Source organism: Shewanella sp. ENK2, from assembly GCF_043568515.1.
Classification (GTDB): Bacteria; Pseudomonadota; Gammaproteobacteria; order Enterobacterales; family Shewanellaceae; genus Shewanella; species Shewanella japonica.
The window spans coordinates 3,022,950-3,048,983 of the sequence record NZ_CP171406.1; the positions used below are offsets into that span (position 1 = coordinate 3,022,950).

A 26,034-nucleotide genomic window follows, 5' to 3' on the forward strand; every position below is an offset into this window, starting at 1 on the left:
TAGATTCCTGCTTTTTTATGCCATTACTTATACCGCTTTAGCGCGAAACTTCTCGCTCGGATTAACTAATTCATTTTGCGCAGCAATGGTTTGCAGTTCCCATTCTTGTCTTTGGTGAGTCTCTTTTAATACGCCGTAACAGGCATTAGTTGCATGCTCAAATGCATCGACTTCGCTCATGCCATTTAATAATCCACCAGTGAATAAAGCGGAGATTAAGTCACCGACACCAACAGGTTGTTTATCAAATTCAAGTTGTGGGCGCTGGGTAATATAACAACCTGATTTAGTGGCGAGCATCATGGTAAAAGTCTGATCAGCAACAGAGTGCAGGTGTTTTACCAACACCATTTTAGGCCCCATCGATAACGCTTTTTGACAAGCGGCTTTGGCTTGCTCAAGGTTGTTGATTTCCATTTTAGTAAACTGTGTTAACTCAAATTGATTCGGCACAATCACATCTGCAATCGGCATCACTTCATTTATCAATTGTTCGGTAATACCATCTGCGAGAATGCAGCCCTTTTCAGGATCGCCCATCACAGGATCGCACACATAAAGTGCAGCTGGATTTTGCTGTTTGACAGTATTGACCGTGTTAATAATAGCTTGGCATTGTTCTGCGCTACCTTGGTAACCTGATAATACCGCCTGACAGTCTGCTATTTTGCCTATATTGTCGATACCAGTGACTAGCTGATTGATATCATCTGCTGAAAAAGCGCGGCCTTTCCACCCTTGTGAATACTGGGTGTGATTAGAAAATTGTACGGTATGAATAGGCCAGACTTCCATTCCCATGCGTTGCAGCGGAAATACTGCAGAGCTATTGCCAGCATGGCCAAATACCACATGAGATTGAATTGAAATAATGCCTTTCATTTATGACCTACTTTTATTGAGTTGTTTGATGCAGTTATCGCTTGAATTGAGCTTAATACACAGCCTGATGTGCTGACTGAGCTAGTTACTTTTTAAGTGTTATAAGTTTTAGCTTTTAAGATGCTAATTCATGGTTAGCTTATAGTCGCTTAGTATGGATATATCAATATTAGTATGGATATATCAATAATAGAGATAGTAGTCTGTGATCTTGAAGTGTTTAAGCTACACATAAACCACAACTTAAGCGCTGAGCTCATGGCAAAACCTGCATGAATAAACGTAATAAAACGCCAATCTTATGATTGGCGTTTTATCGTCATGCTAATAGATTAACTTATTAAATCAATTAAGCTTGAGCGGCTTGGTATTCAGCAAAGTAGTCATCTAATACTGAGCGAGTTTCACGGCCAATTAACTCATATTCATAGTGAGTTAAGTTAGCTAGAGAAACACGTACAGATGGATGAACAACATCAAAGCCTTTACCTGGTAGTAAAATCACGCCAGTTTTATGGGCTAAACGGAATAGGAAGTCTTTACCTTTACCGTGTTCTTTAAACCAGGTGACAAACGCGTCACCATAAAGCTTGCCGCCTAGTGTATCGAGCTCAAGTAGTGTGTAGTAATCAACACGGTCTTCGTTATCTTCAACTTCAACACCCATGTTTTTATAGAGTGTGATGTAACGTTCACGAATAATACGTTTACAAGCCGCTTTGTAGTTATCTTCTAAGTCCATTAAACAGTTTAGAGAGAATAACGCCATTTGCACTTGCTGTGGTAATGCTAAACCGGCAGTGTGGTTTAGTGCTACCGCGCGGCTATCTGCAACGATACGATCGATGAATTTGATGCTACGTGGATCTGGCGTGATTGTTTTGTAACGGTTATCCAACTCTAGTTGATGTGCTTCAGGTAAAGCGCGCATAGCATCATCAAAGACATTGCTGTGATGAATACCAATGGTGCCTAAGCGCCAGCCGGTTGCACCAAAGTATTTTGAGAATGAGTAAACACATAAAGTGTTGTATGGCAGTTTGGCAAACAAAGACACAAAGTTATCGGCAAAAGTGCTATATACGTCATCAGTAATGATGAATAAGTCGCTACGTTGGGTGTTTACAAAGTCAGTTAAACGGTTAAGTGTATCGTTTGAAAACTTAACTGATGCTGGGTTAGCTGGGTTAACAACACATAATAGTTTGATGTCAGTATCCGCTAATTTTTCAATTTCTGACTGTGGTAACTGCCAAGTGGTTTCGTCTAGACGGATTTCAACAATTTCAAGGTCGTACTCAGCTAGCTCTGGGATCTCTAAGTAAGGCGTAAAGATTGGCGTGATTAACGCAATTTTATCGCCTTTCTTAAGTAAGCCATTGTTAGCCATTGTCGCAAAAGTATAAGTCATTGATGCTGTGCCACCTTCGGTAGCAAACAGGTCAAAGTTAGTGGTCATTGGCATATCGCCATACATTTCTTCACCGATGTACTGTTTTACGACTTTCTCGATGTTGGTTAGCATGCGTGAAGGGACAGGGTAGTTACAGGCTAAAAATGCGTTTACAAATTCGTGTAAGAAAGACTGCTTTTCAATGCCTAAACGATCTTTTGCGTAGCTGATGGCTTTTTGTAAAAACTCAACGCCTTCTTTGCCTTGATTCGCTTTCGCAAACGTATCGAAACGTTCAACAACGCCTTCGCCATCAGGGATACCACCAAAGCCTTCATTTAAGTAAGAATAGCTGCGCTCTGATTCTTCTAATGCAAAGTCACCTAAGCGTAAAAATGCTTTACGTGGCAAGGTTGCTAGGAAGTTTGGGTTACCACGACCTGCATCTAATAAGGTGCGATCAGGTACTGTTTGTGCCACTTCAATCAACTTATCTTTTAGCTCAAATGGGCTTAAGTTAGCGAATTGAGTGAAGTCGATAGCCATTGCTGTATCAGTGTGTTGGTTATTCATAATGTTTACCTGTTTATATTTAATAAAATTAATCTGTTGGCGAGTAAGTTGAGTTGAACTCACTCGCCGAATTCATGCTATTGAGTAGAAATTAATGAGTAGAAACTATTGAGTTGAAATGATGCCGACAATGATTGGGCCCCAAAGGGTGAGCAATACATTGGCAATGGCATAGGTCACGGTGAAAGCAAAAACCGGTGTTGCGTTACCTGCTTTTTCAAGTAAGGCTGCGAATGCTGGGTTTGCGCTTCTGCCACCAGATACACAAGCTAATGCTTCAATTGGGTTCTTAATTTTCAATACGTAGTAAGAAATAAAGAATGAAATGATTTGCGGAATAATGGTTACCGCCATACCCAAGAACAATAAAGTTAATCCATGTTCTTTAATGGTATTAATGGCTTCTGGCCCCGCTTGTAGGCCGACAATACCGACAAAGACTGCTAAACCAAAATCACGTAAGAAGTTAGAAGCACCTAAAGGCAGAGAGCCTATTGCTGGTTTACGACTACGTAACCAACCCACGAATAAACCTGAGATTAAACAACCTGCACCAGAGCCTATGGTGACCGGAATGCCAGCAATTTCGAAGCTGATTAGGCCAATTAACAGGCCTGCAACCATACCTAGGCCAAAGAAAATAAAGTCAGTAGCAAAGGCTGAACCCAAACGTTTACCGATAGATTTTTCAACACGGTTAATGTCTTTTGCGTTACCAGTTAGTTGGATGATGTCGTCTTTCGCTACGACGAAATCAGCACTGATAACTTGTGAATGACCACCACGGATAATATCGGTGATATACACACCACGGTATGTATCGATATTGGCTTGTGCTTTTATTTGCGCAATTGTTTTACCGACCAATTTGGCATCTTTAGCAATCAGTTGACGATTTTCTTCGATTAACACTGTGCCTGTCGGAATAGCGACTTCACTAGTGGCTGCCCCCATATGACCCGCAATCGCTTCACGGCGACCCGTAACAATCACTATGTCACCGGCCTTGATTGAAACCGCTTTGTCGAGCTCTATGTCGCTGCCATCTCGAGCAATCATTTCGATAGCAATAGCAAGCATGTCTTTATTGATTTGCTGAATCGTTCTGCCAATAAATGGATTATTCTCATCAACTTTATAAGCACGTGAAACTAAATCAGTGATGGCGTTAAACTCACCAGGTGCCAGTTCAGGTTTACCCCCTGACATTGATTCAGCTAGTTTGATTGCTTCACCACGGATATCCCATTTCATAAAGGTAGGAATTAACCATGACACCATCAAAATTGGACCTAAAGAACCAAAAATGTAGGTAACGGCATAACCTACAGCCACATTGGTCTGCATCATTTGTTTGGCTTCTTCAGTGACATTACCTAACTGAGATATTGCATCACCAGCGGTACCAATGATGGCTGATTGAGTGAGACCACCTGCAGCAAGACCTGCGGCGGTGCCACTATCAAGATCAAACATCATTGCTGCAGCAAGTACACACAATAAGCCTGTTACAGTCATGACAACTGCTGATAGGAGGATATTAATGGTTCTAAAGCTGAGCGCACTGAAAAATTGTGGCCCGCCTTGATAACCGACGGCGTAGATAAATAACGCGAAAAAGATGGTTTTTACACCAGGATCTATTTGAACTCCGAATTGGCCAATTAGTACACCCATGATCAAGGTTCCTGCCACACCACCTAGCACAAAGCGGCCTATAGTGATTTTACCAATGAGGTAACCTAGAGCGAGTGTTATAAATAAAGCGATATAAGGAGATATGGCAAATAGTTGTTCGATAATGCTCATAGTATTTGCTGCCTTAAAAAATAATAGTTCTTTAGTGAATGTTCACTGATTTAGTTGAAACTCAAACCAATTCACCGAAGAACTGAACTTGTAAGTGAGGGGGCGTGGTTTCGGCAGCAATGTTAGGGGGATAAATTAAACACGTTTAATCTTATATGAAGGATCAAACCCTCTATAAATTATTAGTAAATTTGATGAATAACTGGAGGTGATTTTTAAGCTAATGATTATTAGAGATAAAGTGCCTAACCTTGGTAAGGTCGCCGAAAATACATATTTAGAGTTTTTACTCAAATATATCCATTAAGAGATATAAAAAAAGCCAGATAAATATTGAAGATGACGAAAATAGAGTGGATTTAGATAAAAAAGACCGCAGCTTATCCGAGAATAAGCTGGTGCTAGAAATGGTGCTAAAAAGCTTAACCTTGGTAATTGGCGAATACCTTAACGATATTTTTTTAATCGGTGCTACTTGTTTTGAGTGTGGGGACCACATTGCAATCGGAACGTTCAAATGGTCTTGTATTTCATCGCATTCAAAGGTTACGAGGTTCTCTTTAAAAAGTTGAGAGTTGATGACTGAACTCGGTAACACCGCCCAGCCAATATTCTGCTGCACAAATTTTATTACCAATGCCATTTGATCAATGGCTTCATAATCGGCAGATAAAACCACTTTTTCTTTCATGTCGTCATCAATCATCGACTTGAGCACGAGCTGTCTTGATGATTTCATCACAGATAAGGCTTTATTCTTTGGGGTTGTTGCTAGTGGGTGTTCTTTACCAGCATAGAGAAGAAACTGTAAATTTTTTAAAAACGTAAAGTCGATGCTATTAACGATTTTACTGCTATAAACGTTGACTATCGCAACATGGATAGTCCCATTTTCAATGCCTTTCTTAATTTCCGGTTTGGTTCGAACAACAAAGTGAACTTTCATATTTGGAAATTCGATATCAAGACTTTTACGTATTTCAGCTAATATCCCTTGGGGTAAAAAACTGCAATACGCAATAGTGATAGATTCAAGCCCACCATAAGATAAACTCAAGGCGACTTTATCAAAGGTCAGTGCTTGTTGTACCGTGGTTTTAGCGTATTGATAAAGTAACTCACCATCTTCAGTGGCTTCAACACTTCTACCAATTCGATGAAATAACTCTACTGCAACCTGATCTTCAAGGTTAGTGATAACTTGCCCGATGGTTGTGCGATGTTTTTCAAGTTTTACCGCTGCTTTACTGAATGATCGCTGCTCATATACTGCAACAAAAGCGCGTAACTGCTCTAAGCTAAAATTCATTGGTTATTGGCTCCTTTATCAATTCAGTACACAAGTTGATGCTGTGCTATTTTTACGAGATTAAACACAAAGTTAATTAAGTTTTTACTCATCGTTTTAGTGTAATCAAGCTTGAGACTAAATGATACTGTTTGGCTATCACTATGCAGTGAACGGACTATTCTTTATTGGTTTGTGAACTGGATGAGTGCGGTGTTAAGCAGCTTGTTTAGAGACTGGTTACATCAGGTTACGCATCCCTCACTAATAAGCGGCAGAAGGTGATGGTTAAGATTGAAGGGTCAAGTCCTCCCAAAGCGATTACGGCAATGTCCCATACTCCCATAAAATAACGCCATTAATGAGTGAAATGACATTGTGTCCTCTGTTTTTGCTCTTTCGTATATAACCTTATTGGTGACTCAGATGCCTCATGAATTTGCTATTGGAGAAGTGTATTTTCCGCCCCTGCTCATTACTGTGATGTTGGCTTATTTTATAACCGTCGCGTTGGTCTTTATTGCAAACAAACTCGGTTGGCAAAGAGTGATCGTTATGCCTGCTTTAGTCGAGCTTTGTCTGGTGGCGATTATCACCGTGTTATTAAGCAGATTTATTGCATTTACCTAATTCATCAGATTTTTGGAGTTTGTTATGTTTCGTATAATTACTACGCTGGTGATGGTTGCGATTGCTGCCGTTGCAGTGTTAAGCCAATACCAAGATTACAGTGCTAATCCGTGGACTCGAGATGGTCAGGTAAGAGCTCATATTATTCAGATAACCCCAAGAGTGACGGGGCCTGTGACTCAGGTGTTAGTGGAAGATAATAGTCAAGTAAAGAAAGGGCAATTGCTGTTTGAGATTGATCCTAGCCTTTACCGTGCAGAGTTAAGCAATGCTAAAGCAAAACAGTTGCAGGCTATGGCTTTATTAGATAAAGCTAAAAATGAGAATCACCGGGCTATGGCGCTTGAAAGTCGTAAGCACGGAACGGTTTCTGAACTTGATTTAAATAACTTTCAAAATGCTGTGCAAACCGCACAGGCTAATTTGGCCGCTGCAGATGCTGTTGTAGAGCAAGCTGAACTCAATATGGCCTATACCCATGTCACAGCACCTACCGATGGCTTTATTACTAATCTGAATTTAAGACAGGGCGCCCAAGTTGTGGCAAATAATCCTGTTGTAGCCTTGATTGATCAAAATAGTTTTTGGATTGAAGGCTTCTTTAAAGAAACGGACTTACAAGGCGTCAATATTGGAGACAAGGCTCAAGTCACCTTAATGATGAATCCAAATAGCCCTATTAATGCTCAAGTAGAAAGTATTGGTTACGGTATTGCTAAATCAGATGGCAGCACGGGTAATACATTATTACCAAACGTGAACCCTAACTTTCAGTGGATCCGTCTCGCACAGCGCATTCCTGTCAAAGTGCATCTAGAGCAAGTGCCTGAGAGTGTGCAACTACGAGTGGGGACAACGGCATCTGTACAAATATATACCGGTGTTTAATTTCAGGTTAACCGAACCGTTTATATCGATGAATTGAGCTGCATGAGTGGGTTGTGATACTCACTGAAATTGGGGATGAAAAAATGTTAAGTCGCGCAATGAAAGAAGCGATTAAGGTTTCGTTAGCCTTTACCAGCGCAATTGTACTGGCAATATTTTTTGGCTGGGACAAACCCTATTGGGCGGCCATCACAGTCGTGACCTTAGCGTCAAATGAGTCATTTAGCCACTCCATTAAAGCTGCGCATAACCGTATTTTAGGTACGTTTGTTGGTGCCAGTATGGCGATTGGTTTGGTTGCTTTTTTTGCTCAAGATCGATTCCTGTTTATTGGCAGTTTTATACTGCTGGCTGGCATATTTACTGCGATGTCTTATGACCGTAAGAATGGTTATTTTTTCAGAATCGCATTTGTTGTCTGTGCACTAATAAGCTTTATGGGCAGCTTTGATGATGCAATATCAGTCAAGATTATCTTTTTAAGGCTACAAGAAACCATACTAGGGGTTGTTGTATTTTCATTGGTATATCAATTTTTATGGCCAATGAATTCAGAGGTAGAGTTTTACGAGCAGCACAAAAGTACATCAAAGGGTCTACATGATTTGGTGTTGGAGTTGACCGAATGTGTCAGTGGTAAAAGAGCCTACACCCAAGAAACATTAGCTGACTATCAAGCAAGATTATTGGCAATGTCGAATAATATTAAGTCTCACAGTTTAATTTTAGATTTACCTGCTGCAGGTAGCTATCAGCTGTCACAACAACGTAAGCACTGGAGAAAACTGACTCTTGCTAGCTATGAAGCCATTGTTAAATTACAAGCTTGGTTAGACAAAGCGGCGCCATTAGTGAATAACACAGCACTTCCATCTGACTCTGAACATCAACAGGGGAGCACTCTACTTAGTGAACTTGCGAATGAAGCTGTGATTATTGAATTGAATGAACAGCTAATTGAAATCAGTGACACGGTTAGTTTAATTCAAGAGGCAAGGCGTGAGCTACACAAGTCAGCAGGCCAACTGAATCATTCTTTTGATGCCGTCGAAAAGATTAAAGTTACGAGTCATTGGCAACATGTTATTAAGCAATGGAATAATCCAACACCGTTATCAATACGGCTTAAAGACTCGGCGATTGTGATGGTGTCGCTAATGGCCAGTTTTGCTTTATGGATATATTTGCCGCTGCCAAATGGTTATATGTTCCCCATGTTAGCGGCGGTATTCGCCATAAACCTTGTTGCGATGCCAAAGTTCATCGTTAATCAAGCATTGGTAGGGATGTGCGTATCAGGCACGTTAGTGCTACTACAATATACGTTCATCATGCCTGCACTGACTGAAATCTGGCAGCTTGCAGCATTCTATTTTATAAATTTACTGATTATTTGGCGGGTATGTTCAACGCCTGAATTAGCGGTTCAAAAAGTGATTGGAGCGAATTTATTAGTTGTATTAACCATGAGTGCATTGTATCTCACCCCGAGTTTCGATATTACCGCCTCACTTAATATGTTCGTACAGGTATTTTTAGCCTTAGGCGTTATTCGCTTTTTATTGCTTGGTGCAAAGAGGGATAAACAATTTGATGAGTCTAGTGACTTAATAATCGCTAGGCTTATTTCGTCATTGGGCTAGAAAATACCATAAAAGCTGACTTTTAAATGTTAATTTCAATTAATTGCTTGCGTCATTAAGCTTACGAGGATGTGATTGTTTATTGAGCTTAACTTTGCAAGGCTTAACAAAAAATCGTTTTACCCACGCTGCTTTTTTACACAGTTTACCCTCGGTTAACATTAAAGGTAATTACACTTTTATTCTCAAATTAGTCTTGTAGCATGCCAACAAATTATATTGTTCCTTCGTTTTTTTCGTAAAGATGATGTGTGCTGAGTTGGGAATAACACCATGCTTATTGAGCATCAAACTGTTCGTTTACAAGTTGATAATGTACTAGTGCAGTATCATATTTTTGATACGAATGAACCCGTGATGGTGACTTTCCCACCTAACTGCCAAGCTTTAACACAAGATCAAGTTGATGCCGATAAGCAGGTTTGGAGCTTTCAATTTTTTAGCAAGCGGAAAATGAATATTATCGCCTTTAATCATATTGGTGGGGACGATCATTATTTTGATTCTTTTATTTTTGCGCAATTTCTTCAAAAATTGTCAATCGCGCTGCAGCAATTCCCGAAAAGAATAGGCTATGGCGTGAGTAAAGGTGGCTTTGCTACCGCCTTTCATGCCGACACGCTAAAGTTGGATAAAGCGTTACTGTTAATGCCGGTGAGTACCTATTGGCAGCCTGCAGCGCCTTGGGATCCTAAACTTGAGAAGCATTTTCAACTGCAAAAAGGCAATATGTCCCATCTCAATGCGAGTGAGTGCAAAACGCCTTTGACCATCATTTATGATCCTTTATACAAACCTGATGCTAATCATAAAGCCAGCTTCAAAAGCTGTATTGCCAGTTATCGATTACCTGGTGTTGGGCACCGAATTGCAAGAGCATTGGCTGATATAGGTTTATTAAAAGACATTATTCTAGCATTCAGGGAAGGTGATATTGATTCTGCACGTTTTTACCAAGCGGCGCGCAAGAGAAGGTATTTATCTTATTACTTTCGTTCTCTTGATAAAGTGCATGTCGGAACCGTTTCCAAAAAACGTTTAGCAATAATCTACTTACACAAGTTTTATCGATATAAAGAACAAAGTATTGATCTTGATAAAATCAAAGCTAGATTACAAGAAAGTGTGTGTAAACGCCTAGATTATGTATGTTGCCTTGTACACGGGAAAAAAATACTTGCCATAAGAAATGTTGCAGCCGGGTCGGCATTGGTTTTCTGTTAACGGGTGTAATTATGAAAGGATTAAGTTGAAAACGAACTAAGGTTCGTTTTTTTATGTCTGTCTTTTCTTGTACTTAAATTTATTTTCTTCCTCTTTCGCTGATTCTGATTCTGTTCCTTTATTGATTATTGAGATAGTTATTGCTCATCTGGCGTAAATTGATAACTATTGCAGTGATAAATAGGTGATTATTTGTTCATCAAATACGTCGCAAAAAGGAAATAAGATGCCTATTACTTACAAAAAGTCGCTGACTACACTTGCGGGAATATTGTCGACTTTTGCGTTTGCCACCGCGATTAACTTATCAACGGTAAATCACAGTATGGCCGCCCAATATGTATTTCCTCAGCAAAACCAAAGCACCGAACAGCAAGCGGCGGATGAAGCCAGCTGTGATACCTGGGCGACGATTCAAACAGGCTTTGAGCCAAATGCTGCCGCCTCGACGACACAAGCGGCTCAAGTAGTTGAACCAACAGCTGAGCGAGGGTCGGGTATGCGTGGTGCGATAGCTGGGGCAGCAACAGGGGCGATGATTGCTGAACTGGGAGATGATGACCGCAGCAATGCCGCACAAAACGGTGCTGCAATAGGCGCAGTGGCGGCAAGAAGACAAAGCCGCCGCGCATCAATCCAACAAGCCGAACAACAGCAAGCTGCTGAGCAGCAAGCACAAGCAGCTAGTACTGTTGGAGAAGATAACTTTTATCAAGCACGAGCGGCGTGTTTAGAAGGCAAAGGTTACAGTGTCAATTAACGGCATTAACTCGATTACGTATCAATGCCGTTTCGTTGAAGCTCATCTTCAAGTAATTGTTTGCCGTTGGTTTGCACATGATTTAAGAATTGATCCGCGATTAAGGTTTGTCTTTTTGATTTAGACCAAACAAAAAACCATTTTGCATTAATGGGTAAAGCGCTGACAGGAAGACGAACCAAGCCATGCTGTCCGCCGTATGTCAGGGTATGGGCAGACAATATAGAAATACCTAGCTTTGCCATCACACAATGTTTAATTGCTTCATTACTTTCAATGGTCATCTTTACATTGGGAGTTACATCATGCTCCTTAAAGAACCCTTCAATAGCATGACGCGTACCCGAACCTGTTTCTCGAATTAAAAAGGGGGCTTGGCATAATTGCGTTAAGCTAACGTGTGGCTGTTTTGCTAATGGATGATCTTGATGTGCAATGGCGACCAGTGGGTTTTGTAATAACTCAATACTGTTAAAGTCTGCATCGATTGGTGGGTGACTGAATACGTAAAAGTCATCAATACCTTGCTTTAAACGCTCAATGGTTTGTTCACGGTTACCCACATTTAATTGAATATCAATTTCAGGAAACTGCTCGCAAAAAGGGCCCAACAAATGCGGAATAAAATATTTGGATGTCGTGACAACGGCAATACGTAGCGTCCCCGTTTTACATTCACGTAAATTACCTAACGACATATCGAGTCTGGCAAAACTGTCTAATACTTCTACCGCTGTTTTGACCATTTCTAGGCCAACATCGGTAAAGACAAGCTTTCTATTTGATAAGCGGTAAATGGGTTCACCGACAGCATCAGCAAGCTTTTTCATTTGAATTGAGACGGTTGGCTGAGTCAGAAATAATGCTTTAGCGGCTTCGTTTATGCCACCTTTATCATGAACAGCTAACAGAATTTCTAATTGCCTGATGGTGCCAATGTGGGCGTGTAATCTTGATTGCATGTTAACGACTCTTAGATGTGAACGATTACTTTTCGATTCAATTTGCTTTGTGAGCTTACTTAAAATCTAATATAGATAATAGTCTATTTAAGTTATAGGTAATATCAATTTTTATCTATTTGTATCTGTTGTCATAATGCCGTCGTAAATATCATTGAGCAGAGGTGGACATGATGGATAGGCAATGGGTGTTTTGTGTGGTGGTGGCAGTGTTAATGATGTTGCTTGGTGCTTGGGTCGCAAAAACAGACGCTGTTGGCTTAGGGTTAATGGCTGCTGGATTAGGATTATTTCTATTGAGTTTTTTTACTGCATATTTAGACCGAGATAAGCTAAAAACACCAGATTTAGCTCAGTCCGTTATAAAGGATAAAAACGAATTATGTTAATTAACATTGGTTTTTTCCTGTTGGGTGTTTTTGCTGTTTTGTCAGGAACCAAAATCGCTTTCCCTAAAAGTTTCTATCAAGCCTTAATGCTGTTTTTAATGATTGCCATTGGGTTAAAAGGGGGCGTGGCACTGGCTGAACACGCGTCATGGACATTATTTACTCAGTCTTTATACATATTAGCTTTTGGTTTGATACTACCGTTTATTGCCTTTGCTATTTTGTATTATATCGGTTTGTTTGAACGTCATGACGCCGCATCAATCGCTGCACATTATGGCTCAGTGAGTGTTGGCACATATGCTGTCGCCGTGGCGTATTTAGAAAGTCAGCAAATACGCTATGAAGCTTACATCCCGTTATTTGTCGTCCTACTTGAAATGCCTGCAATTGTGGTGGGTATTATGCTGGCCAAACCGAGTTTGTTTAGGCAGAAAAAATCAATAGTCCAAGAGGAAAATGATAAACACGCTAGTAAAGCCTTATTACATGAAATGTTTTTCAATCAAGGGATAGTATTGATGGTGGGCAGTTTAGTGATTGGATTTGTGGCTGCCGATGAGATTCAATCAATTACACCAGTATTTTTTAGTTTATTTAATGGTGTGTTGGCATTGTTTTTACTGGAGATGGGCATGGTTGCAGCAAGTCGTTTAGAAGATATTAAGCGAGCTGGAAGCTTTATTTTAGCCTATAGCATGGCAATGCCGCTCATTGGCGGCTTGTTAGGTTGTGGTTTAGGTGTGTTGATGGGGCTTTCAAGTGGCGGGGCGATATTAATTGCTGTCTTGGGGGCAAGCGCGTCATATATTGCCGTACCCGCTGCGATGCGAGTCGCATTGCCACAAGCAAATCATAGTTTATCTATTAGTGCCTCTTTGGGGATTACGTTTCCGTTTAATGTGATGATTGGGATCCCTGTGTATACCGTGATGACGCTGTGGTTTGTCAATTAACGTTCCCATTACTGCGATGGCAGGGAAGCTGTTTAATGGGATGAAAGGCTGTTGCTAATTGAAGCGATATCTTCACTGCCTTTTACATATAGGCGATAGAATTCTGCTTTAGTGAGCGGTTTTGAAAACATAAACCCTTGTAGATAATCACATGACAGTTGTTTTAATAACTGTTGCTGAGCTGGTGTTTCAATGCCCTCGGCGACGACTTTAACACCTATGTTATGTGCCATTGTCGTGATTGCTCTGACTAGGGCTGCACTGCTCTCATTGGTGGTGATGTTGGTGATAAATGAACGATCAATTTTAATGATGTCGATATCGAGTTCTTGTAAATAGGCTAACGACGAATAACCTATGCCAAAATCGTCAATTGCGACTTTGATGCCGTTGTTATTGAGCAGTTTTAATTGCTGTTTTATTGATGAGTCCGGTGTCATTAAGGTATTTTCAGTGACTTCAATGAGAAACGAGCCATGGGGAAGCTTGGACTTGTTACAGTCTAAAATCCATTGGTCAATCCATGTGCCAGAACGATCTATTTCAATAGGGGATGTATTGACACTAATTTGAATGACGTTCCCACTGGTTTGATAAAACTCAATTGCATCGGCAATGACTTGCTTACGCACCCAATTGCCTATGTCGACAATTAAGCCGTTCTCTTCAGCTAGAGGAATAAAATCATCGGGTTCTATTGTGCCTAGTTCAGGGTGCTGCCAGCGGATTAAGGCTTCGACTTTTTTGACTACAGAGCCATTAATATCAAGAATAGGCTGATACATTAATAGGAATTGCTCTTCTTTTACAGCTTGCCTTAACTCCTCAGTTAATCGCCTTTTACCAAGGGCTTGTTCTTCCATGGCGAATGAGAAAAACTCATAACGATTACGGCCTTTATTTTTTGATAAATACATGGCTTGATCGGCATGCTTGACCACATCTTCTATGGTTTCCCCATCGCTTGGATAGAAGGTTAATCCGATACTGCTGGTAATATAAACCTGCTCATCTTTAATGGTGATTGGCTGCACTAAGCTGTTTTTGATGACTTCTGCAATTTCGCTAGCGCGGCGCTGATCTTTGATGCCTTCAACAATTAATGTGAATTCATCGCCACCTAGGCGAGCGACAGTGTCATGGCCTCTTACACAGTTTTTTAAGCGCTTAGCGACTTGCTGTAATAGTAAGTCGCCATAGTCATGACCAAGGGTATCGTTAATCTCTTTAAAGCCATCAAGGTCAATAAAGATTAATGCGAAAATCATATTGTCAGTGTCAATTAAGGACTGAAGTTTCTCATAAAAATAACGGCGATTAGGTAGGTCTGTTAAGCCATCTTGATAAGCATATTGGTGTAACTTTTCATTGGCGCTTTCAAGTTCTTCAGTGCGACTTTTTACTTGGCTTTCTAGGCGTTTGTCCCGTTGTTCAATGGTTTCAAGCATGTCGTTAAAGTGCGAGCTTAATTTTCCGACCTCGTCATCGGATAGCTCCTTCGCGCGTAAGCTATAGTCGTTAGAGTCAGACACTCGCTCCGCAATGGTGGCTAGATGTAAAATAGGGCTTAAAAAGCGTCGACGTAAAATTAACGATATTGAAAAACTGATCCCGAGTGCGAATATCAATAAAATAATAATAAATTGACCGTAAAATTTCACTCGGGTGTTGATGTAGCTGTCATCGGCTAATATTTGAATTTGGCCATATTCTTGTCCATCTAAGGTCAGCGCATTACTAATCTGTGTCACATTTAGCGCAGTGCTGAGTATGCTATTGGAGTCATCGGTTTCTTGGCTGACAAAAGCAATGACGTTGCCTTGGTTATCCGTCACAGTCACTGAAACAATGTCACCACGAAGCAAGATAGGGGTAATTAATTCATTGATGGCATCTTGATCATCAAATAATACCGCCGCAGTAATATTAGGAGACATCATCTTAGCTAATGTACTTAGCCCATCAATTTGTTCTCGTTTTGCGGTTGTTAATTCGTAGGCACTGAACACAAAAGTGACTGTGATAATGGAGGCGAAAGACACCCCCATTAAAATCATGAGTAACTTTTTGCTGATGGTGTTCATTGAGAATAATTTAGTCATCACATCACCTTTCCAGCACGCGACCAAGTCGCAATACTTTAGAGCTCATAGTGATGCCGGATTGCTGTAATTGCTGCGGGGAGACTTCAAACCTGACTTTACCGCTAGCAATGAAAAAACGAATATGTCCGCCAGCCTCAATTAACCCCTTTGATTCGCCCACAACCATTGTGTTTTCAGCAATATAGTCTTGCTGTTTTTGCCAGCTTAACCAATCAGAAAGCGACGCAGATGAAATGAAAAGTAATTGGCATTGATTCACTTGCTCTAATTCAAATTGAATATGTCGAATAGTAATCGGGCGTTTATCGACTGAGCGTTGGTTTAATACTGACTTGGCGGTTTCTGTAAATGATGCATCAGGGCTACATATGACAAATTTATCAGGACTTAATGCGCTGTCATGCCATTCACCGTAACGGGCAAAATTATATAAAAAGCCGGCTTTAAGTGCGTATTCTTGCTCAGCAGCAACTGCACTTTGGCTAGTGAATAGCAAAAATGAGAATAGTAATACATGCAGAAGCTGAGTGATTTTATGCATTAATTCATTTAAAAATTAGCTGTGACTTTGAACAGCACGCTTTCATCTATGTAGTTGGGGATTGTGTAGGTTTCTTGTCGGTTTGCATATTCAAGATGACTACCAGCAAATAAGTTCTTCCCAGTGACTGAGACTCCCCAATGCTGACTTACTGCCCAATTCCAGGTTAAATCTAACAAGGTGTAATTTTCCGTAAGGTATGCATCGCTATTTTCTACTCTGACAGTGGCAAAGATATTATGGCTGTCAAATAGGTGAACATCGGCTTTAGCAAAAATCTGTCGAGTCGTAGAGTCTCTGCCAATGGCCGGAAACGTATTTTCAGGAAGGTTGTACTCAAAGGTGTTATAGCTATAACCAAGTTCAGCGTTAAACATATCTGCAGGTACCCAAGATAAAACGATATCGCCACCTTGGGTTGTTAGTTCGGCAGTCGATACAATATCAAATTGAATTGTCGTTTGCGTTAAGGCTTGTAATGCTTGCTGTAGCTGGCCCGATTGAAATAGGGCAAGGGCCGGGTAAAACTGTTCAACATTAGGGTTGATATCAATAACGGCAACATCTTCAGTCTCGGTATGATACAGCGAGACATCAAGGTTCCATGATTGCTGTGATAATCGATAACCTAACTCGTAGGATAACGATGTTTCAGCTTCAACGTCATCGTTACCGTTTAAATAGGTTTTAATATGGTATTCATCAATCGCTTCTATGCCTGTAGAAAAAGGTAAAACCTCACTGACTTTTTGACCATTAATCGCGTAATTGTCATTAAATTCAATTAAAGATGGAATACGAACGCTTTGAGATACTGCGCTCCATAACACTTGGTTGTCCTGCGGTTTCCATAATAACCTTGCTAATGGTTGGTATTCCCAATCAGTTAAGTCATTGTGCTCGGCTCTTGTGCCGAGAACAAGGTCAAGCTCCTCTGGAATAAGAGCAAACTGAGCTTGTATAAAGCCACCATATTGCTGCAGGTTATCGAACTCTTTGTCGCTATGCAGGAATAAACTGTCTTCAAAAGAAATGGTACTGTAGCGGTAATTTAAACCCCAATCGAGTTGTAATGCTTGATAAATAAAGTTCATCTGATAGTCGACATCAAATGATTCGAACTCTTCTTGTAGGTAGGTTTGCGAGCCAGATTGATTAAGCCATGATACTTGCAGCATTTGATTCGCTGAGTCCGACATTCTGTTTTCAAGTCGCGCCATGACCCGTGAGTCTGTTCGCTCTAGTTTGTCAGTAAAAGTGATGTTTCGGTTAGTGTCATCAATCACACCACGATAATTTTGCCCCAATTTTGATTCAGTTATATCGCCTTGCACGAAACCTGACCAATGGTCGCTGGTTGAAAAATCCATCCTCCCACCAAACGAGTACTGCTGAGTGACATCATTAGGCTCTAGTACCAAGCCTTTTTCAGATGCGTCACCATCTTTTACATGACCATAAACCCGATAGCTGCCTATATCACTGATGTCATTACCATAACGGATATTTGCATCAATATTAACTTGGCTGCCACTGGCGGCATCAGCATATAAACCTCGTGTATCTAAACTGTTTTTGGTAATGATATTAATCACGCCATTGTTGGCGTTACTGCTCCAAAGCTGTCCACCTTGGCCACGAATGACTTCAATGCGTTCAATATCATAAAGCGGTACGTTTAACGTTTCCCAGTACACCGCGGAAAACTGTGGCGTGTAAAGGCTTTGACCATCAATCATGACTAACATTTTACTGGAGAATCTTGATGCAACTCCTCGCGCTGAAATTGCCCACTGATTGTTATCAAGTTGACGTACAACTAGGCCGGGTACCATTTTTAATGCTTCTGGAATAGAGGTTGCGCCCGAGTGGGTAATTCGTTCTTTACTGAGGACATAAATTGAGGTGGCAGTGTCAAATGCGGATTGAGATCGTTTCATTGCCGATGTCACTTGAATGTCCATCGCCATCAGCGACTCTAAATCTAAATCATCGAGGGAGCCTGCGGCATAAGTCATTGGTGACAAAATCACTAGAGGCATTAAAAAAGGTAAATGTGTTCTCAATATTGCATCTCCGACAGTCTATATATGCACGAATTACTTCATGGCGCATTGTGTGCGGCTGTTACATTTTACTTTATCATGTTGAGAAAATGTTAGCAGTCTCGTCTGGTGAAATTATTTCCTTTTGCGATATGGATCGGCTAAAACCTTGACCAAGCTGAACGTTTGAGTGTTGATGATGGCACCAATGTTGATGTTACCAATAAGTGTATATCAAACATCGTCTTTTTGCGTTTTCTTGAGGCGTGAATGTAATAAAAGCCAACAAATGATTTTTGTTGGCTTTTAAGTCAGATACAACGTAGACCGCTGGACTCAATAAAATCAATAATAAACAATCAACCTAAGTCAGTCAGAGCAGACCGTTTGAATTGTTTAAATGAGTTTCCACTTGCTTATATGCTCAATATGTTAATGAGTCAACTTTCAATCTGTTATTGATTAATAGGCATATCCATCATGCTTATTGCTCAAACTATAAAATGTCGCTTGAACATAATCATCTGCGTCACCAGTATTGTTTTGGTTATAAACACCCGCTTTGAAGTACATGTATTGATTGCCAGCATCGTAAGAGCTAGCACTCATATCGACTTCTTCAACAACATCAGCTTTACCTTCGCGCATAATTGTTACGGTTAAGATATTACCCACCACTTTGACTCGGTAACTAAACTTTTCATCAAGGCTGATACCATCAGCTGGGTTTGAAGCTGAGCTGCTACGTGAACCAATCATTTCGTAGTATTGCTCAGATCCAGTAATGGGTTCATGGGCAATGTAAATTGAGCCTTTGCTATTCGATGGCAATTTACGGTAATAAAGGCGAAGAGGTTCGTCATCGTTAGCATGGATCTGCCCAACAATCACACGTCCCACTTGGCTACTATCTCCGGTGGTGGTGACATGGTTGACGGCAAGCGTTGCTTCTAATGTACCGTCGACACCACCTGCTTCGTTTTGATCTGATGAAGGAGCGCTGCTGAACACCCAGTTATTGCCTCCGACACCTTGAGTGCTATAACTGGTATCTCCGCGGCGTAGCATTTCACGTAACTCAGTACGAGCATAACTGGTGTTAGTAGAGGTTTTTGGTGCATCAATAGGGCATCTGAACACCATGCCGCCATCTGCTGCGGTGTAAAAGTATGGGCTTCGAGTATATCCACTGGATAATTCAATTTCTTTAATGGTGTCTGACTTACCATCGTTGTTTTCATCAACAGGCACACCCAATGTCCAATCCACTAACTCGAAGTTACCTGACGGTGGTAAGTCAGGGTCTAAATTTCCTACTGGGTTGCTGGGTTCTGTAGGCTCAGTTGGCGCACTGCCATCAGAACAGCCATTGATTTTGGTTTCAACAATGCTGTTCCATGTATTTGAAGAGTTGCCATAGCCTATGATTTGGACATACTGCGCGCTTGTATCAGTAACATCATATTCTTCAAGGCCAGAATTACTTCCGCTAGACTCCCCGGAAGCTAAGACGGAAATCCAGTTATTGCCATCTGATGATGTTTCAATATCAAAGTAAGATGAGCGTTCATTACCTTTAAACCATGCTACAGAGACAGATTTAACTTCTGATTGGACACCTAAATCGTAAATAATGGTTTTGCCCTCACCATTGGATGACCAGCGTGATTCGGTGCCAAAATTATTGTCGATGGTATTCGCAGGTCCATGGCCATCGTTGCTACCATTATCGGTTGCTGAGGCAATGGTTAACGCACTGCTACCTGTGCAGGTGACTGGTGTGATTGGCTCTGTGGGTTCTGTAGACTCTGTGCTGTTTGATGTTTTTTCTAATCCAAATGAGTCAAAGCGACCTTCACTACCAAAATACTCTCCATAAATAGTGATAGTATTTGCTGAGTCACTATTAAATGACACACTGACTTGTTGCCATTCACTTGTGCTTACCGTAGTTGATTCACTTACACCGCTGCCAGAAACCCCTAGCTTTCCGCCACCAGACACGTACGCTGTAAGGGTATAGTTACTATTGGCATCGACAGTGACGTTTTGTTCAACCCTGCCGTTATTGCCAGACATTTTTGCTGATTTACTGCCTTGATAAGCCACACCAGAGACGGATGAAGGATCGATATCTGTCCAGCCTTCAAAGCTATTTTCAAAGCTAGGGTTGTTAATGTTGATGGTTTCAGTGTGAACAAAACCGCAGCTGAAAGTGCAAGTAAGTGCTGTCGCCAGGGTAATGGCAAGTTTATGCTTTTTATGATGTTTTATCATTTTTGTACCTTAAGTCGTTTCCCCATTTGAGTTAACAACTTATTCAGTAAAATCTCTTACTTTATCTCAGCAGTTAGATCAGATCATTGTATGAAAAGCGAATACAACTGAATAAGTTGTTGCTACCTAATACATAAAATGACCTCAGTAATGTAATACACTATTTGAAGCATTAGGTATTACTGGTTATATGATCTTGTTACCAATTTGTAAAACTTATTTGTATCTAAATAAGGTAAATTGGTTATAGTTTAAAGTGGGTTGAATAGGTTTTATATTGTTATTATGTGCTAGGTTTCTGATTTTAAAGGGTGTGTATATTTTTATAGCCTTGTTATTTACATAGCTGGTTCTTATATCATTTTAGAATAACTATATAAGCGATTGCTTATTTTTTTATTTTATAAGTCAAATTGGTAAGGTAGGTTTATGCTTTTGAACGGTTCTTTAACTGTTAATCAGGAAAGTCTCTGCATATTCACAGTCTGGTAAGGTTTAGAGTGACAATGTTGAGCTTGATAGTGCGGAAGAAAGCGCTAAGCGAAAATCGCTCAACTTTGATTAAGCGTCAAATCGCTAGTGTATCCAGTTTGCTGTTATCACTGACGAGATAATCGTTTAGCGGGTGAGTTAGTTCATTTTGCAATAATACGGCGCTGGATTAATCATTTTTTATTAGAGCTTGATCTAATTTTTGGACATTAGTTGTACGTATTTTCGCCCTAACCGAGTGTGACAGAATTAACTGTTTTGAAAGAAAATTTAATTAACATTTTTGGCACTTGCAATCGTGCTAGACGAGGTGGGTATGGCACTTTTGCTAGTAAAAGCCTTGTGGCTAGTGCATGTGCCTAGCATTGGCTTGTTTGGTAATATATTGAAGGTTTGCTGAGTTTACAATTAACTAACATTCCCCTTCGGATAAGGCATATAGCCTGACAACCCCTACTTTAGTATAAGGTCTAGCTACTTGACCAATGGCACGTAGTGCATGACACTCAAAGCTATTCTAATACCCTACACAGTTACGGATGGCTCAATAAAATGCTAATTTTCCTCCTTTGTATTGCGTTATTGATCCTCGCTTACAAGTTTTACAGCCCTTTTGTAGAACGCCAAGCAGGCATTAATCCCAACGCAAAAACCCCACAACAACGTTTTGAAGATGGTGTCGACTATGTTGAAGTTCACCCTGTTAAAGCGTACTTAATTCAATTCTTGAACGTTGCAGGTGTTGGTCCAATCTTTGGTCCCATCTTAGGTGCCTTATATGGCCCAATTGCACTTGTTTGGATTGTACTGGGTAATATCATTGGTGGGGCGGTTCATGACTACTTCTCTGGTGTATTAAGTATCAAAGAAGATGGTAAGAGTTTACCTGAAATTGCTGGACATTATTTTAATGTTTACTTTAAAGGTGTCATGCTGATATTCACGGCAATGTTATTGTTCTTCGTGGGTGTCGTATTTATTATGAGCCCAGCAGGATTATTAAGTAACCTTGATTACTTTGAAGGCACTATTTTAGCCAATAACGTCTTTTGGGTATTAGTGATTTTAGGTTACTACTTCTTAGCGACCTTACTGCCTATCGATAAAATCATTACTAAACTTTACCCGTTATTTGGTTTATTAATGATTGTGATGACGACATCTATTGCGGTGGCGTTATTAATTAGTGCACCTCAGTTGCCTGAAATGGGCGATATTTTCGCTTACTTTGACCATAGCCATTACAACAATGATTTATTAGAGCCAAACCCAGATGGACTACCTGTATGGCCATTGCTGTTTGTGACCATTACTTGTGGTGCAATTAGTGGTTTCCACTCGACTCAAGCCCCTATCATGGCGCGTTGTTTAACCAACGAAAAATACGTGCGCCCAGTTTACTACGGTGCAATGATGTCAGAAGGCATTGTTGCTTGTGTATGGGCAACTGCTGGTATTGCGGCTTTCCCTGGTGGATATGCAGAACTTAAGAGTATTCTTGATGCTGGTGGTCCTGGACTTGTTGTTAATCAAGTTGCAACCAGCTACTTAGGTGTTGCGGGTGGTATTATGGCAATTATTGCTGTTGCTATTTTCCCTATCACGTCTGGTGATACAGCATTCCGTTCATTACGATTAACCATTATTGATGCATTTAAAATTCCGCAAAGTATACGTAACCGTTTACTTGTGGCATTGCCAATTTTAGTGATTGCTTACTTCATGACTAAAATTGACTTCTCGCTGATTTGGCGTTACTTCGCCTTCTCAAATATGCTGCTTTCTACCAGTGTTTTATGGTTGGCGACTAAGTACTTATTTGACCGTGGAACTTTCCACTGGATTGTGAGCTTGCCTGCGATTGTCGGTACTTGTGTCACCGTATCTTATATTATGACTGCGGGTATTGGTTTTGGTTTACCACAATCATTAAGTCAACCTGTCGGGATTGCCACCGGTATCGTTTGTTTAATTGGGTTAATCATTGCCCATAATAAACGCAAACCTGTGACTGAATAACCTCGATAAGAAAAACAAAAAGGACTGCAATTGCAGTCCTTTTTTGTATTTGTCCGCACTAGAAGTCATTTTACGTTTTATTGCTGATAAACGCTTTGAGACGTTCGCTCATATCAGAAAATATGCTAAATATCCTGACAAATCCGTAATAAAGATATCTAAGCTGAAAGTCCCCCAAATAATACAAAAACACGTCATCAGCTTGTTTTCGAGTAATCGGAATCTCATGCCGGTACTGGCACAAAACGTCATGAACCATCGAAGCGTAATAGGTGATAGGTTTACCTGTATTAACCAGTTTTCGACCATCTGGTACACCCAGTAAGCATAAATCAAAGCAATTCACTTTTGGTGTGCAACCATCCCAAGCATAACCCTTTTCACGGCTTCCCTTTACAGTGATATCGCCAGCGGTATTGATCTCTAAAAACGTATCTTCTTGGCTGAATGCTTGCTTAATTGTGGTTGCGTGGAATACCACATCTTCATGGACCACAAATTTATAAATGCCTTTTCTTTTTTAGCGGGGCTGGCTGTAAGACTCATGCTTCCTCTCCTCCTTGAAGATGGATTTATGGTGCATCGTTGTTGTGCTAGTGATTAATCTAGCAGACTTGGTCAGTAAAAAAATCAGTAGAGAGGATGTTTTAAAGCGCTAGTGAAGTGTTAAAACAAGTTACCACAGCCTCAAGTACGGCTGTGGGGCGAGTAAAGTGAGTTTAGGTTGTTGTGCAGGCATTACTAAATAAAGTGGCTTAGGCCGCTTCTGTAGGTGATTTAGGAGTACAAACTCCAGTTCCTGTGAGCGCAATATGATTTAAATTATTGCGAATCACCTTGGAGCCGACATTGTAAGATGATTCAGGTCGGCTAATTAAAAATCCTTGCACGCAATGAATGCCTAGATTTTTAACTAGTTCAAATTGCGATGCGACCTCGACACCTTCTGCAACTATTTTTAAATCTAATTGCTTGCCTAAGTCACTAATGGAATTAAGAATTTTTTCATATTTTGGGTTGATAGTTGCTTGATCGATAAATAGTTTATCAATCTTAATAATATCTACGGGGAGATTACCTAACGCAGATAATGAGCTAAAGCCGGTACCGAAGTCATCAATGGCTATCTGCACGCCTTGTTGGCGAAGGCGCTCTAAATCATCAATGATTTTTTCTGAAGCATGGATCAAGCAAGACTCAGTGATTTCCAATAGAAGAGCGGTTGGAGGTAAGCCTGTTTTCGCTAACGTGTCCATCACCCATTCATAAACGGGTAAATGTTTTAATTGAATCCCAGAAATGTTGACAGACATTTTGACTTTATTCATGCCTGCATTATGCCACGCGGACATTTGGCGGCAGGCTTCAAACAAGATCCAATTACCTAACTCAATAATGAGGTTAGAGTCTTCAGCGATAGGAATGAATTCGGCAGGTGAGATAGGGCCTTCAACAGGATGATTCCAACGAGCTAGTGACTCGAAGTAATCAATGCTGAAATCATCCACATTCACAATTGGTTGGAACGACAAAGTAAAACTTTGACTGGCAATAGCAAGGCGCAGCTCTTCAATCAAGTAATGGTAACGTCTAATTTTATTACCCATTTCTGGCGAGTAAACTCTAAAAATACCTCGGCCATCCGTTTTAGCTCGGTACATGGCAACATCAGCCATTTGTAATAGGGTGTTAGGGCTAGAAGCACTATCAGGGTATGTGGCAATACCGATACTGGCGCCAATTTTAATCACCTTATTACCGAGTACAAAGTCACGTTCAATCTCATGTAATACATTTTGGGCAACATCAATTGCACGATTTTCATCTTCAAAGTCTTCGATAAAAATGGAAAACTCATCACCGCCAAGTCGTGATAAATTGAGCTCGAGTTTTACGGTTTCGCTAATTTGACTTAAGCCTTGATTGCGAACAACCGTGGCTAAACGCTGAGCGACCTGAATTAAGATTTCATCACCAAAGCTGTGACCAAAAGAGTCATTAACCTGTTTAAAACCATCAAGATCGATAAATAGTAGGGCTTGCTTCTTCTGCTTTTTTCTGCCAGTGCTAATTGCTTCTCAAGGTGTTCTAGATAGGCGTGACGGTCTATTAGCCCTGTTAATTTATCTTGGTAAATTCCTAATAAATTCTGAGTGGTTTGCTGCTTAACGTGTTTGTTTAATTCATTAAGAGCCACACTGATATGCGAGAGGGTATTTTGTCCGTCATTTTCAGGCGGAGCGATATTATAACTTTTGAGTAATTTATTGGTTTCGTTGTTAATAAAACTCAATGATGCACTGTTTTTACGATCGGAACGTGATTTTATATAAAAGGGAATCAAATAAGCTAAAAAAGCCAATAGCAATAATGGAATATTGCTGAACATCATCATCTCACTCAGTACATCTTTAATTTTGACGACTTCTAGTACATCTGATTTTTTAGATAATACGGCGTAGTAATGCTGGCCTGATTGAACCAAATTGTTATCAATAAATAATAACTTTTGCCAATGAGTGGGTAGGTTACTGGCTTCACTCAATGGGATTTGAGTAATTTTATGATGGAAAATATTGCTATGAATACCTTGCAATCCATGATTAAAACTTAGCACCAATAATACGTACAGCATGCAAATAAAGCTGACGATGGTAAAGGTAAACTTAGATAATTTAGTCATAAACAAACTTCATATTCTTGATGGACTGCATTGCCGTGTAAGTGACATGTTGCACAAGGTTAATTGCGTTATTATATAGTTTAAGCATTGTAAGCACAATTGTTTGTGACATGTTAAGTGGTTAAAAGTCCAATAAAATTAGTTGTTTAGTTTGTTTTGCTTGTGAGTGGGCTTTAGCAGGGGAGCTAATTGTAAAAACGTGCTGAGCGGTGTTTAGCATGCAATATTTGCAAGCTTGTTTCGGGGTAAAGAAACGTTAAGTTTTTATCGACTGCGTAAAAATTACCTTGAGAAAGAATTGATAAAAATCGATTCTGATAATTGGTTTTTAACGCTTAGTATTGGTTTTCATTATAAAAATTGATTAAAAAATATTCTTTGATTTCGGTCAGTTTAATTATTTCTCTTGCCTGTGTATGTTATGTAAATTACATATTTGTTGTTTTTGTGGTGTTAGGTAACGATTTTTTAAATT

Annotated in this window: 20 protein-coding genes; 8 read left to right on the forward strand and 12 right to left on the reverse strand. The window is 40.2% G+C overall.

Annotated features, from left to right (window positions below; all coding sequences use genetic code 11):
* Nucleotides 1-27: 27 nt before the first annotated feature.
* From pdxY to ACGEDC_RS13180, 4 genes are all read right to left on the reverse strand, one after another.
* Nucleotides 28-882 (reverse strand): pyridoxal kinase PdxY, encoded by an 855-nt coding sequence (gene pdxY / locus ACGEDC_RS13165; protein WP_394493751.1) that lies wholly within the window; start codon nt 880-882, stop codon nt 28-30.
* A 349-nt stretch (nt 883-1,231) separates the two neighbouring features.
* Nucleotides 1,232-2,848 carry a bifunctional aspartate transaminase/aspartate 4-decarboxylase gene (locus ACGEDC_RS13170; protein WP_065109966.1) on the reverse strand — a complete coding sequence of 539 codons (1,617 nt, stop codon included), beginning with the start codon at nt 2,846-2,848 and terminating at the stop codon, nt 1,232-1,234.
* 105 nt (nt 2,849-2,953) lie between these two features.
* Nucleotides 2,954-4,657 carry an aspartate-alanine antiporter gene (aspT, locus tag ACGEDC_RS13175; RefSeq protein WP_394493754.1) on the reverse strand — a complete coding sequence of 568 codons (1,704 nt, stop codon included), beginning with the start codon at nt 4,655-4,657 and terminating at the stop codon, nt 2,954-2,956.
* A gap of 286 nt (nt 4,658-4,943) precedes the next feature.
* Nucleotides 4,944-5,966, reverse strand: coding sequence for a LysR family transcriptional regulator (locus ACGEDC_RS13180; protein ID WP_394493756.1), 1,023 nt, complete (start codon nt 5,964-5,966; stop codon nt 4,944-4,946).
* Nucleotides 5,967-6,371: 405 nt separating this feature from the next.
* On the opposite strand from ACGEDC_RS13180, the gene ACGEDC_RS13185 reads away from it, so the two are divergent.
* From ACGEDC_RS13185 to ACGEDC_RS13205, 5 genes are all read left to right on the forward strand, one after another.
* Nucleotides 6,372-6,575, forward strand: a complete 204-nt coding sequence (locus ACGEDC_RS13185) for a DUF1656 domain-containing protein (RefSeq protein ID WP_055024777.1) — start codon at nt 6,372-6,374, stop codon at nt 6,573-6,575.
* Between the two features lie 24 nt (nt 6,576-6,599).
* Nucleotides 6,600-7,463: an efflux RND transporter periplasmic adaptor subunit gene (locus tag ACGEDC_RS13190; RefSeq protein ID WP_055024776.1), complete on the forward strand. Its 864-nt coding sequence runs from the start codon at nt 6,600-6,602 to the stop codon at nt 7,461-7,463.
* An 83-nt stretch (nt 7,464-7,546) separates the two neighbouring features.
* Nucleotides 7,547-9,106, forward strand: coding sequence for an FUSC family protein (locus tag ACGEDC_RS13195; protein WP_394493759.1), 1,560 nt, complete (start codon nt 7,547-7,549; stop codon nt 9,104-9,106).
* 273 nt (nt 9,107-9,379) lie between these two features.
* Nucleotides 9,380-10,330, forward strand: coding sequence for a hypothetical protein (locus tag ACGEDC_RS13200; protein ID WP_394493761.1), 951 nt, complete (start codon nt 9,380-9,382; stop codon nt 10,328-10,330).
* 226 nt (nt 10,331-10,556) lie between these two features.
* Nucleotides 10,557-11,090: a hypothetical protein gene (locus tag ACGEDC_RS13205; RefSeq protein WP_055024773.1), complete on the forward strand. Its 534-nt coding sequence runs from the start codon at nt 10,557-10,559 to the stop codon at nt 11,088-11,090.
* A gap of 14 nt (nt 11,091-11,104) precedes the next feature.
* Here the strand turns inward: ACGEDC_RS13205 and ACGEDC_RS13210 are convergent, their stop codons facing one another.
* On the reverse strand, nt 11,105-12,052 hold the full coding sequence (locus ACGEDC_RS13210; protein WP_055024772.1) for a LysR family transcriptional regulator: 948 nt from the start codon (nt 12,050-12,052) through the stop codon (nt 11,105-11,107).
* Nucleotides 12,053-12,222: 170 nt separating this feature from the next.
* Here ACGEDC_RS13210 and ACGEDC_RS13215 point away from each other — a divergent pair, with 170 nt between their 5' ends.
* Nucleotides 12,223-12,441 (forward strand): hypothetical protein, encoded by a 219-nt coding sequence (locus tag ACGEDC_RS13215; RefSeq protein WP_394493764.1) that lies wholly within the window; start codon nt 12,223-12,225, stop codon nt 12,439-12,441.
* Nucleotides 12,435-13,397, forward strand: coding sequence for a sodium-dependent bicarbonate transport family permease (locus tag ACGEDC_RS13220; protein ID WP_394493766.1), 963 nt, complete (start codon nt 12,435-12,437; stop codon nt 13,395-13,397). Before ACGEDC_RS13215 ends, ACGEDC_RS13220 begins: the two co-directional genes overlap by 7 nt.
* Nucleotides 13,398-13,429: 32 nt before the next feature.
* On the opposite strand, the gene ACGEDC_RS13225 is transcribed toward ACGEDC_RS13220, so the two are convergent.
* The 4 genes from ACGEDC_RS13225 to ACGEDC_RS13240 form a co-directional block, all read right to left on the reverse strand.
* Nucleotides 13,430-15,499, reverse strand: a complete 2,070-nt coding sequence (locus ACGEDC_RS13225; RefSeq protein ID WP_394493768.1) for a putative bifunctional diguanylate cyclase/phosphodiesterase — start codon at nt 15,497-15,499, stop codon at nt 13,430-13,432.
* A gap of 4 nt (nt 15,500-15,503) precedes the next feature.
* Entirely contained in the window at nt 15,504-16,043 is a 540-nt protein-coding gene (locus ACGEDC_RS13230) for a YfiR family protein (protein WP_055024768.1), read from the reverse strand.
* Between the two features lie 8 nt (nt 16,044-16,051).
* On the reverse strand, nt 16,052-18,085 hold the full coding sequence (locus ACGEDC_RS13235; protein ID WP_394498343.1) for a TonB-dependent receptor plug domain-containing protein: 2,034 nt from the start codon (nt 18,083-18,085) through the stop codon (nt 16,052-16,054).
* A 465-nt stretch (nt 18,086-18,550) separates the two neighbouring features.
* Nucleotides 18,551-20,365, reverse strand: a complete 1,815-nt coding sequence (locus ACGEDC_RS13240) for a polysaccharide lyase family 7 protein (protein WP_394493770.1) — start codon at nt 20,363-20,365, stop codon at nt 18,551-18,553.
* A gap of 1,044 nt (nt 20,366-21,409) precedes the next feature.
* Here ACGEDC_RS13240 and ACGEDC_RS13245 point away from each other — a divergent pair.
* Nucleotides 21,410-22,876, forward strand: coding sequence for a carbon starvation CstA family protein (locus ACGEDC_RS13245; protein WP_055024765.1), 1,467 nt, complete (start codon nt 21,410-21,412; stop codon nt 22,874-22,876).
* Nucleotides 22,877-22,946: 70 nt separating this feature from the next.
* Here the strand turns inward: ACGEDC_RS13245 and ACGEDC_RS13250 are convergent, their stop codons facing one another.
* From ACGEDC_RS13250 to ACGEDC_RS13260, 3 genes are all read right to left on the reverse strand, one after another.
* Nucleotides 22,947-23,372, reverse strand: coding sequence for a hypothetical protein (locus ACGEDC_RS13250; protein WP_394493773.1), 426 nt, complete (start codon nt 23,370-23,372; stop codon nt 22,947-22,949).
* Nucleotides 23,373-23,631: 259 nt separating this feature from the next.
* A complete protein-coding gene (locus ACGEDC_RS13255) occupies nt 23,632-24,948 on the reverse strand; it encodes a putative bifunctional diguanylate cyclase/phosphodiesterase (protein ID WP_394498345.1) in 1,317 nt (438 codons plus the stop codon).
* Nucleotides 24,837-25,559, reverse strand: coding sequence for a hypothetical protein (locus tag ACGEDC_RS13260; protein ID WP_394493775.1), 723 nt, complete (start codon nt 25,557-25,559; stop codon nt 24,837-24,839). The genes ACGEDC_RS13255 and ACGEDC_RS13260 overlap by 112 nt, the downstream gene beginning before the upstream one ends.
* Between the last annotated feature and the right edge of the window lie 475 nt (nt 25,560-26,034).

Coding starts and splice junctions, on each gene's coding strand:
- pdxY (WP_394493751.1), bottom strand. CDS start 882: ATGAAAGGCATTATTTCAATTCAATCTCATGTGGTATTTGGCCATGCT.
- ACGEDC_RS13170 (WP_065109966.1), bottom strand. CDS start 2,848: ATGAATAACCAACACACTGATACAGCAATGGCTATCGACTTCACTCAA.
- aspT (WP_394493754.1), bottom strand. CDS start 4,657: ATGAGCATTATCGAACAACTATTTGCCATATCTCCTTATATCGCTTTA.
- ACGEDC_RS13180 (WP_394493756.1), bottom strand. CDS start 5,966: ATGAATTTTAGCTTAGAGCAGTTACGCGCTTTTGTTGCAGTATATGAG.
- ACGEDC_RS13185 (WP_055024777.1), top strand. CDS start 6,372: ATGCCTCATGAATTTGCTATTGGAGAAGTGTATTTTCCGCCCCTGCTC.
- ACGEDC_RS13190 (WP_055024776.1), top strand. CDS start 6,600: ATGTTTCGTATAATTACTACGCTGGTGATGGTTGCGATTGCTGCCGTT.
- ACGEDC_RS13195 (WP_394493759.1), top strand. CDS start 7,547: ATGTTAAGTCGCGCAATGAAAGAAGCGATTAAGGTTTCGTTAGCCTTT.
- ACGEDC_RS13200 (WP_394493761.1), top strand. CDS start 9,380: ATGCTTATTGAGCATCAAACTGTTCGTTTACAAGTTGATAATGTACTA.
- ACGEDC_RS13205 (WP_055024773.1), top strand. CDS start 10,557: ATGCCTATTACTTACAAAAAGTCGCTGACTACACTTGCGGGAATATTG.
- ACGEDC_RS13210 (WP_055024772.1), bottom strand. CDS start 12,052: ATGCAATCAAGATTACACGCCCACATTGGCACCATCAGGCAATTAGAA.
- ACGEDC_RS13215 (WP_394493764.1), top strand. CDS start 12,223: ATGATGGATAGGCAATGGGTGTTTTGTGTGGTGGTGGCAGTGTTAATG.
- ACGEDC_RS13220 (WP_394493766.1), top strand. CDS start 12,435: ATGTTAATTAACATTGGTTTTTTCCTGTTGGGTGTTTTTGCTGTTTTG.
- ACGEDC_RS13225 (WP_394493768.1), bottom strand. CDS start 15,499: ATGACTAAATTATTCTCAATGAACACCATCAGCAAAAAGTTACTCATG.
- ACGEDC_RS13230 (WP_055024768.1), bottom strand. CDS start 16,043: ATGCATAAAATCACTCAGCTTCTGCATGTATTACTATTCTCATTTTTG.
- ACGEDC_RS13235 (WP_394498343.1), bottom strand. CDS start 18,085: ATGCCTCTAGTGATTTTGTCACCAATGACTTATGCCGCAGGCTCCCTC.
- ACGEDC_RS13240 (WP_394493770.1), bottom strand. CDS start 20,365: ATGATAAAACATCATAAAAAGCATAAACTTGCCATTACCCTGGCGACA.
- ACGEDC_RS13245 (WP_055024765.1), top strand. CDS start 21,410: ATGCTAATTTTCCTCCTTTGTATTGCGTTATTGATCCTCGCTTACAAG.
- ACGEDC_RS13260 (WP_394493775.1), bottom strand. CDS start 25,559: ATGACTAAATTATCTAAGTTTACCTTTACCATCGTCAGCTTTATTTGC.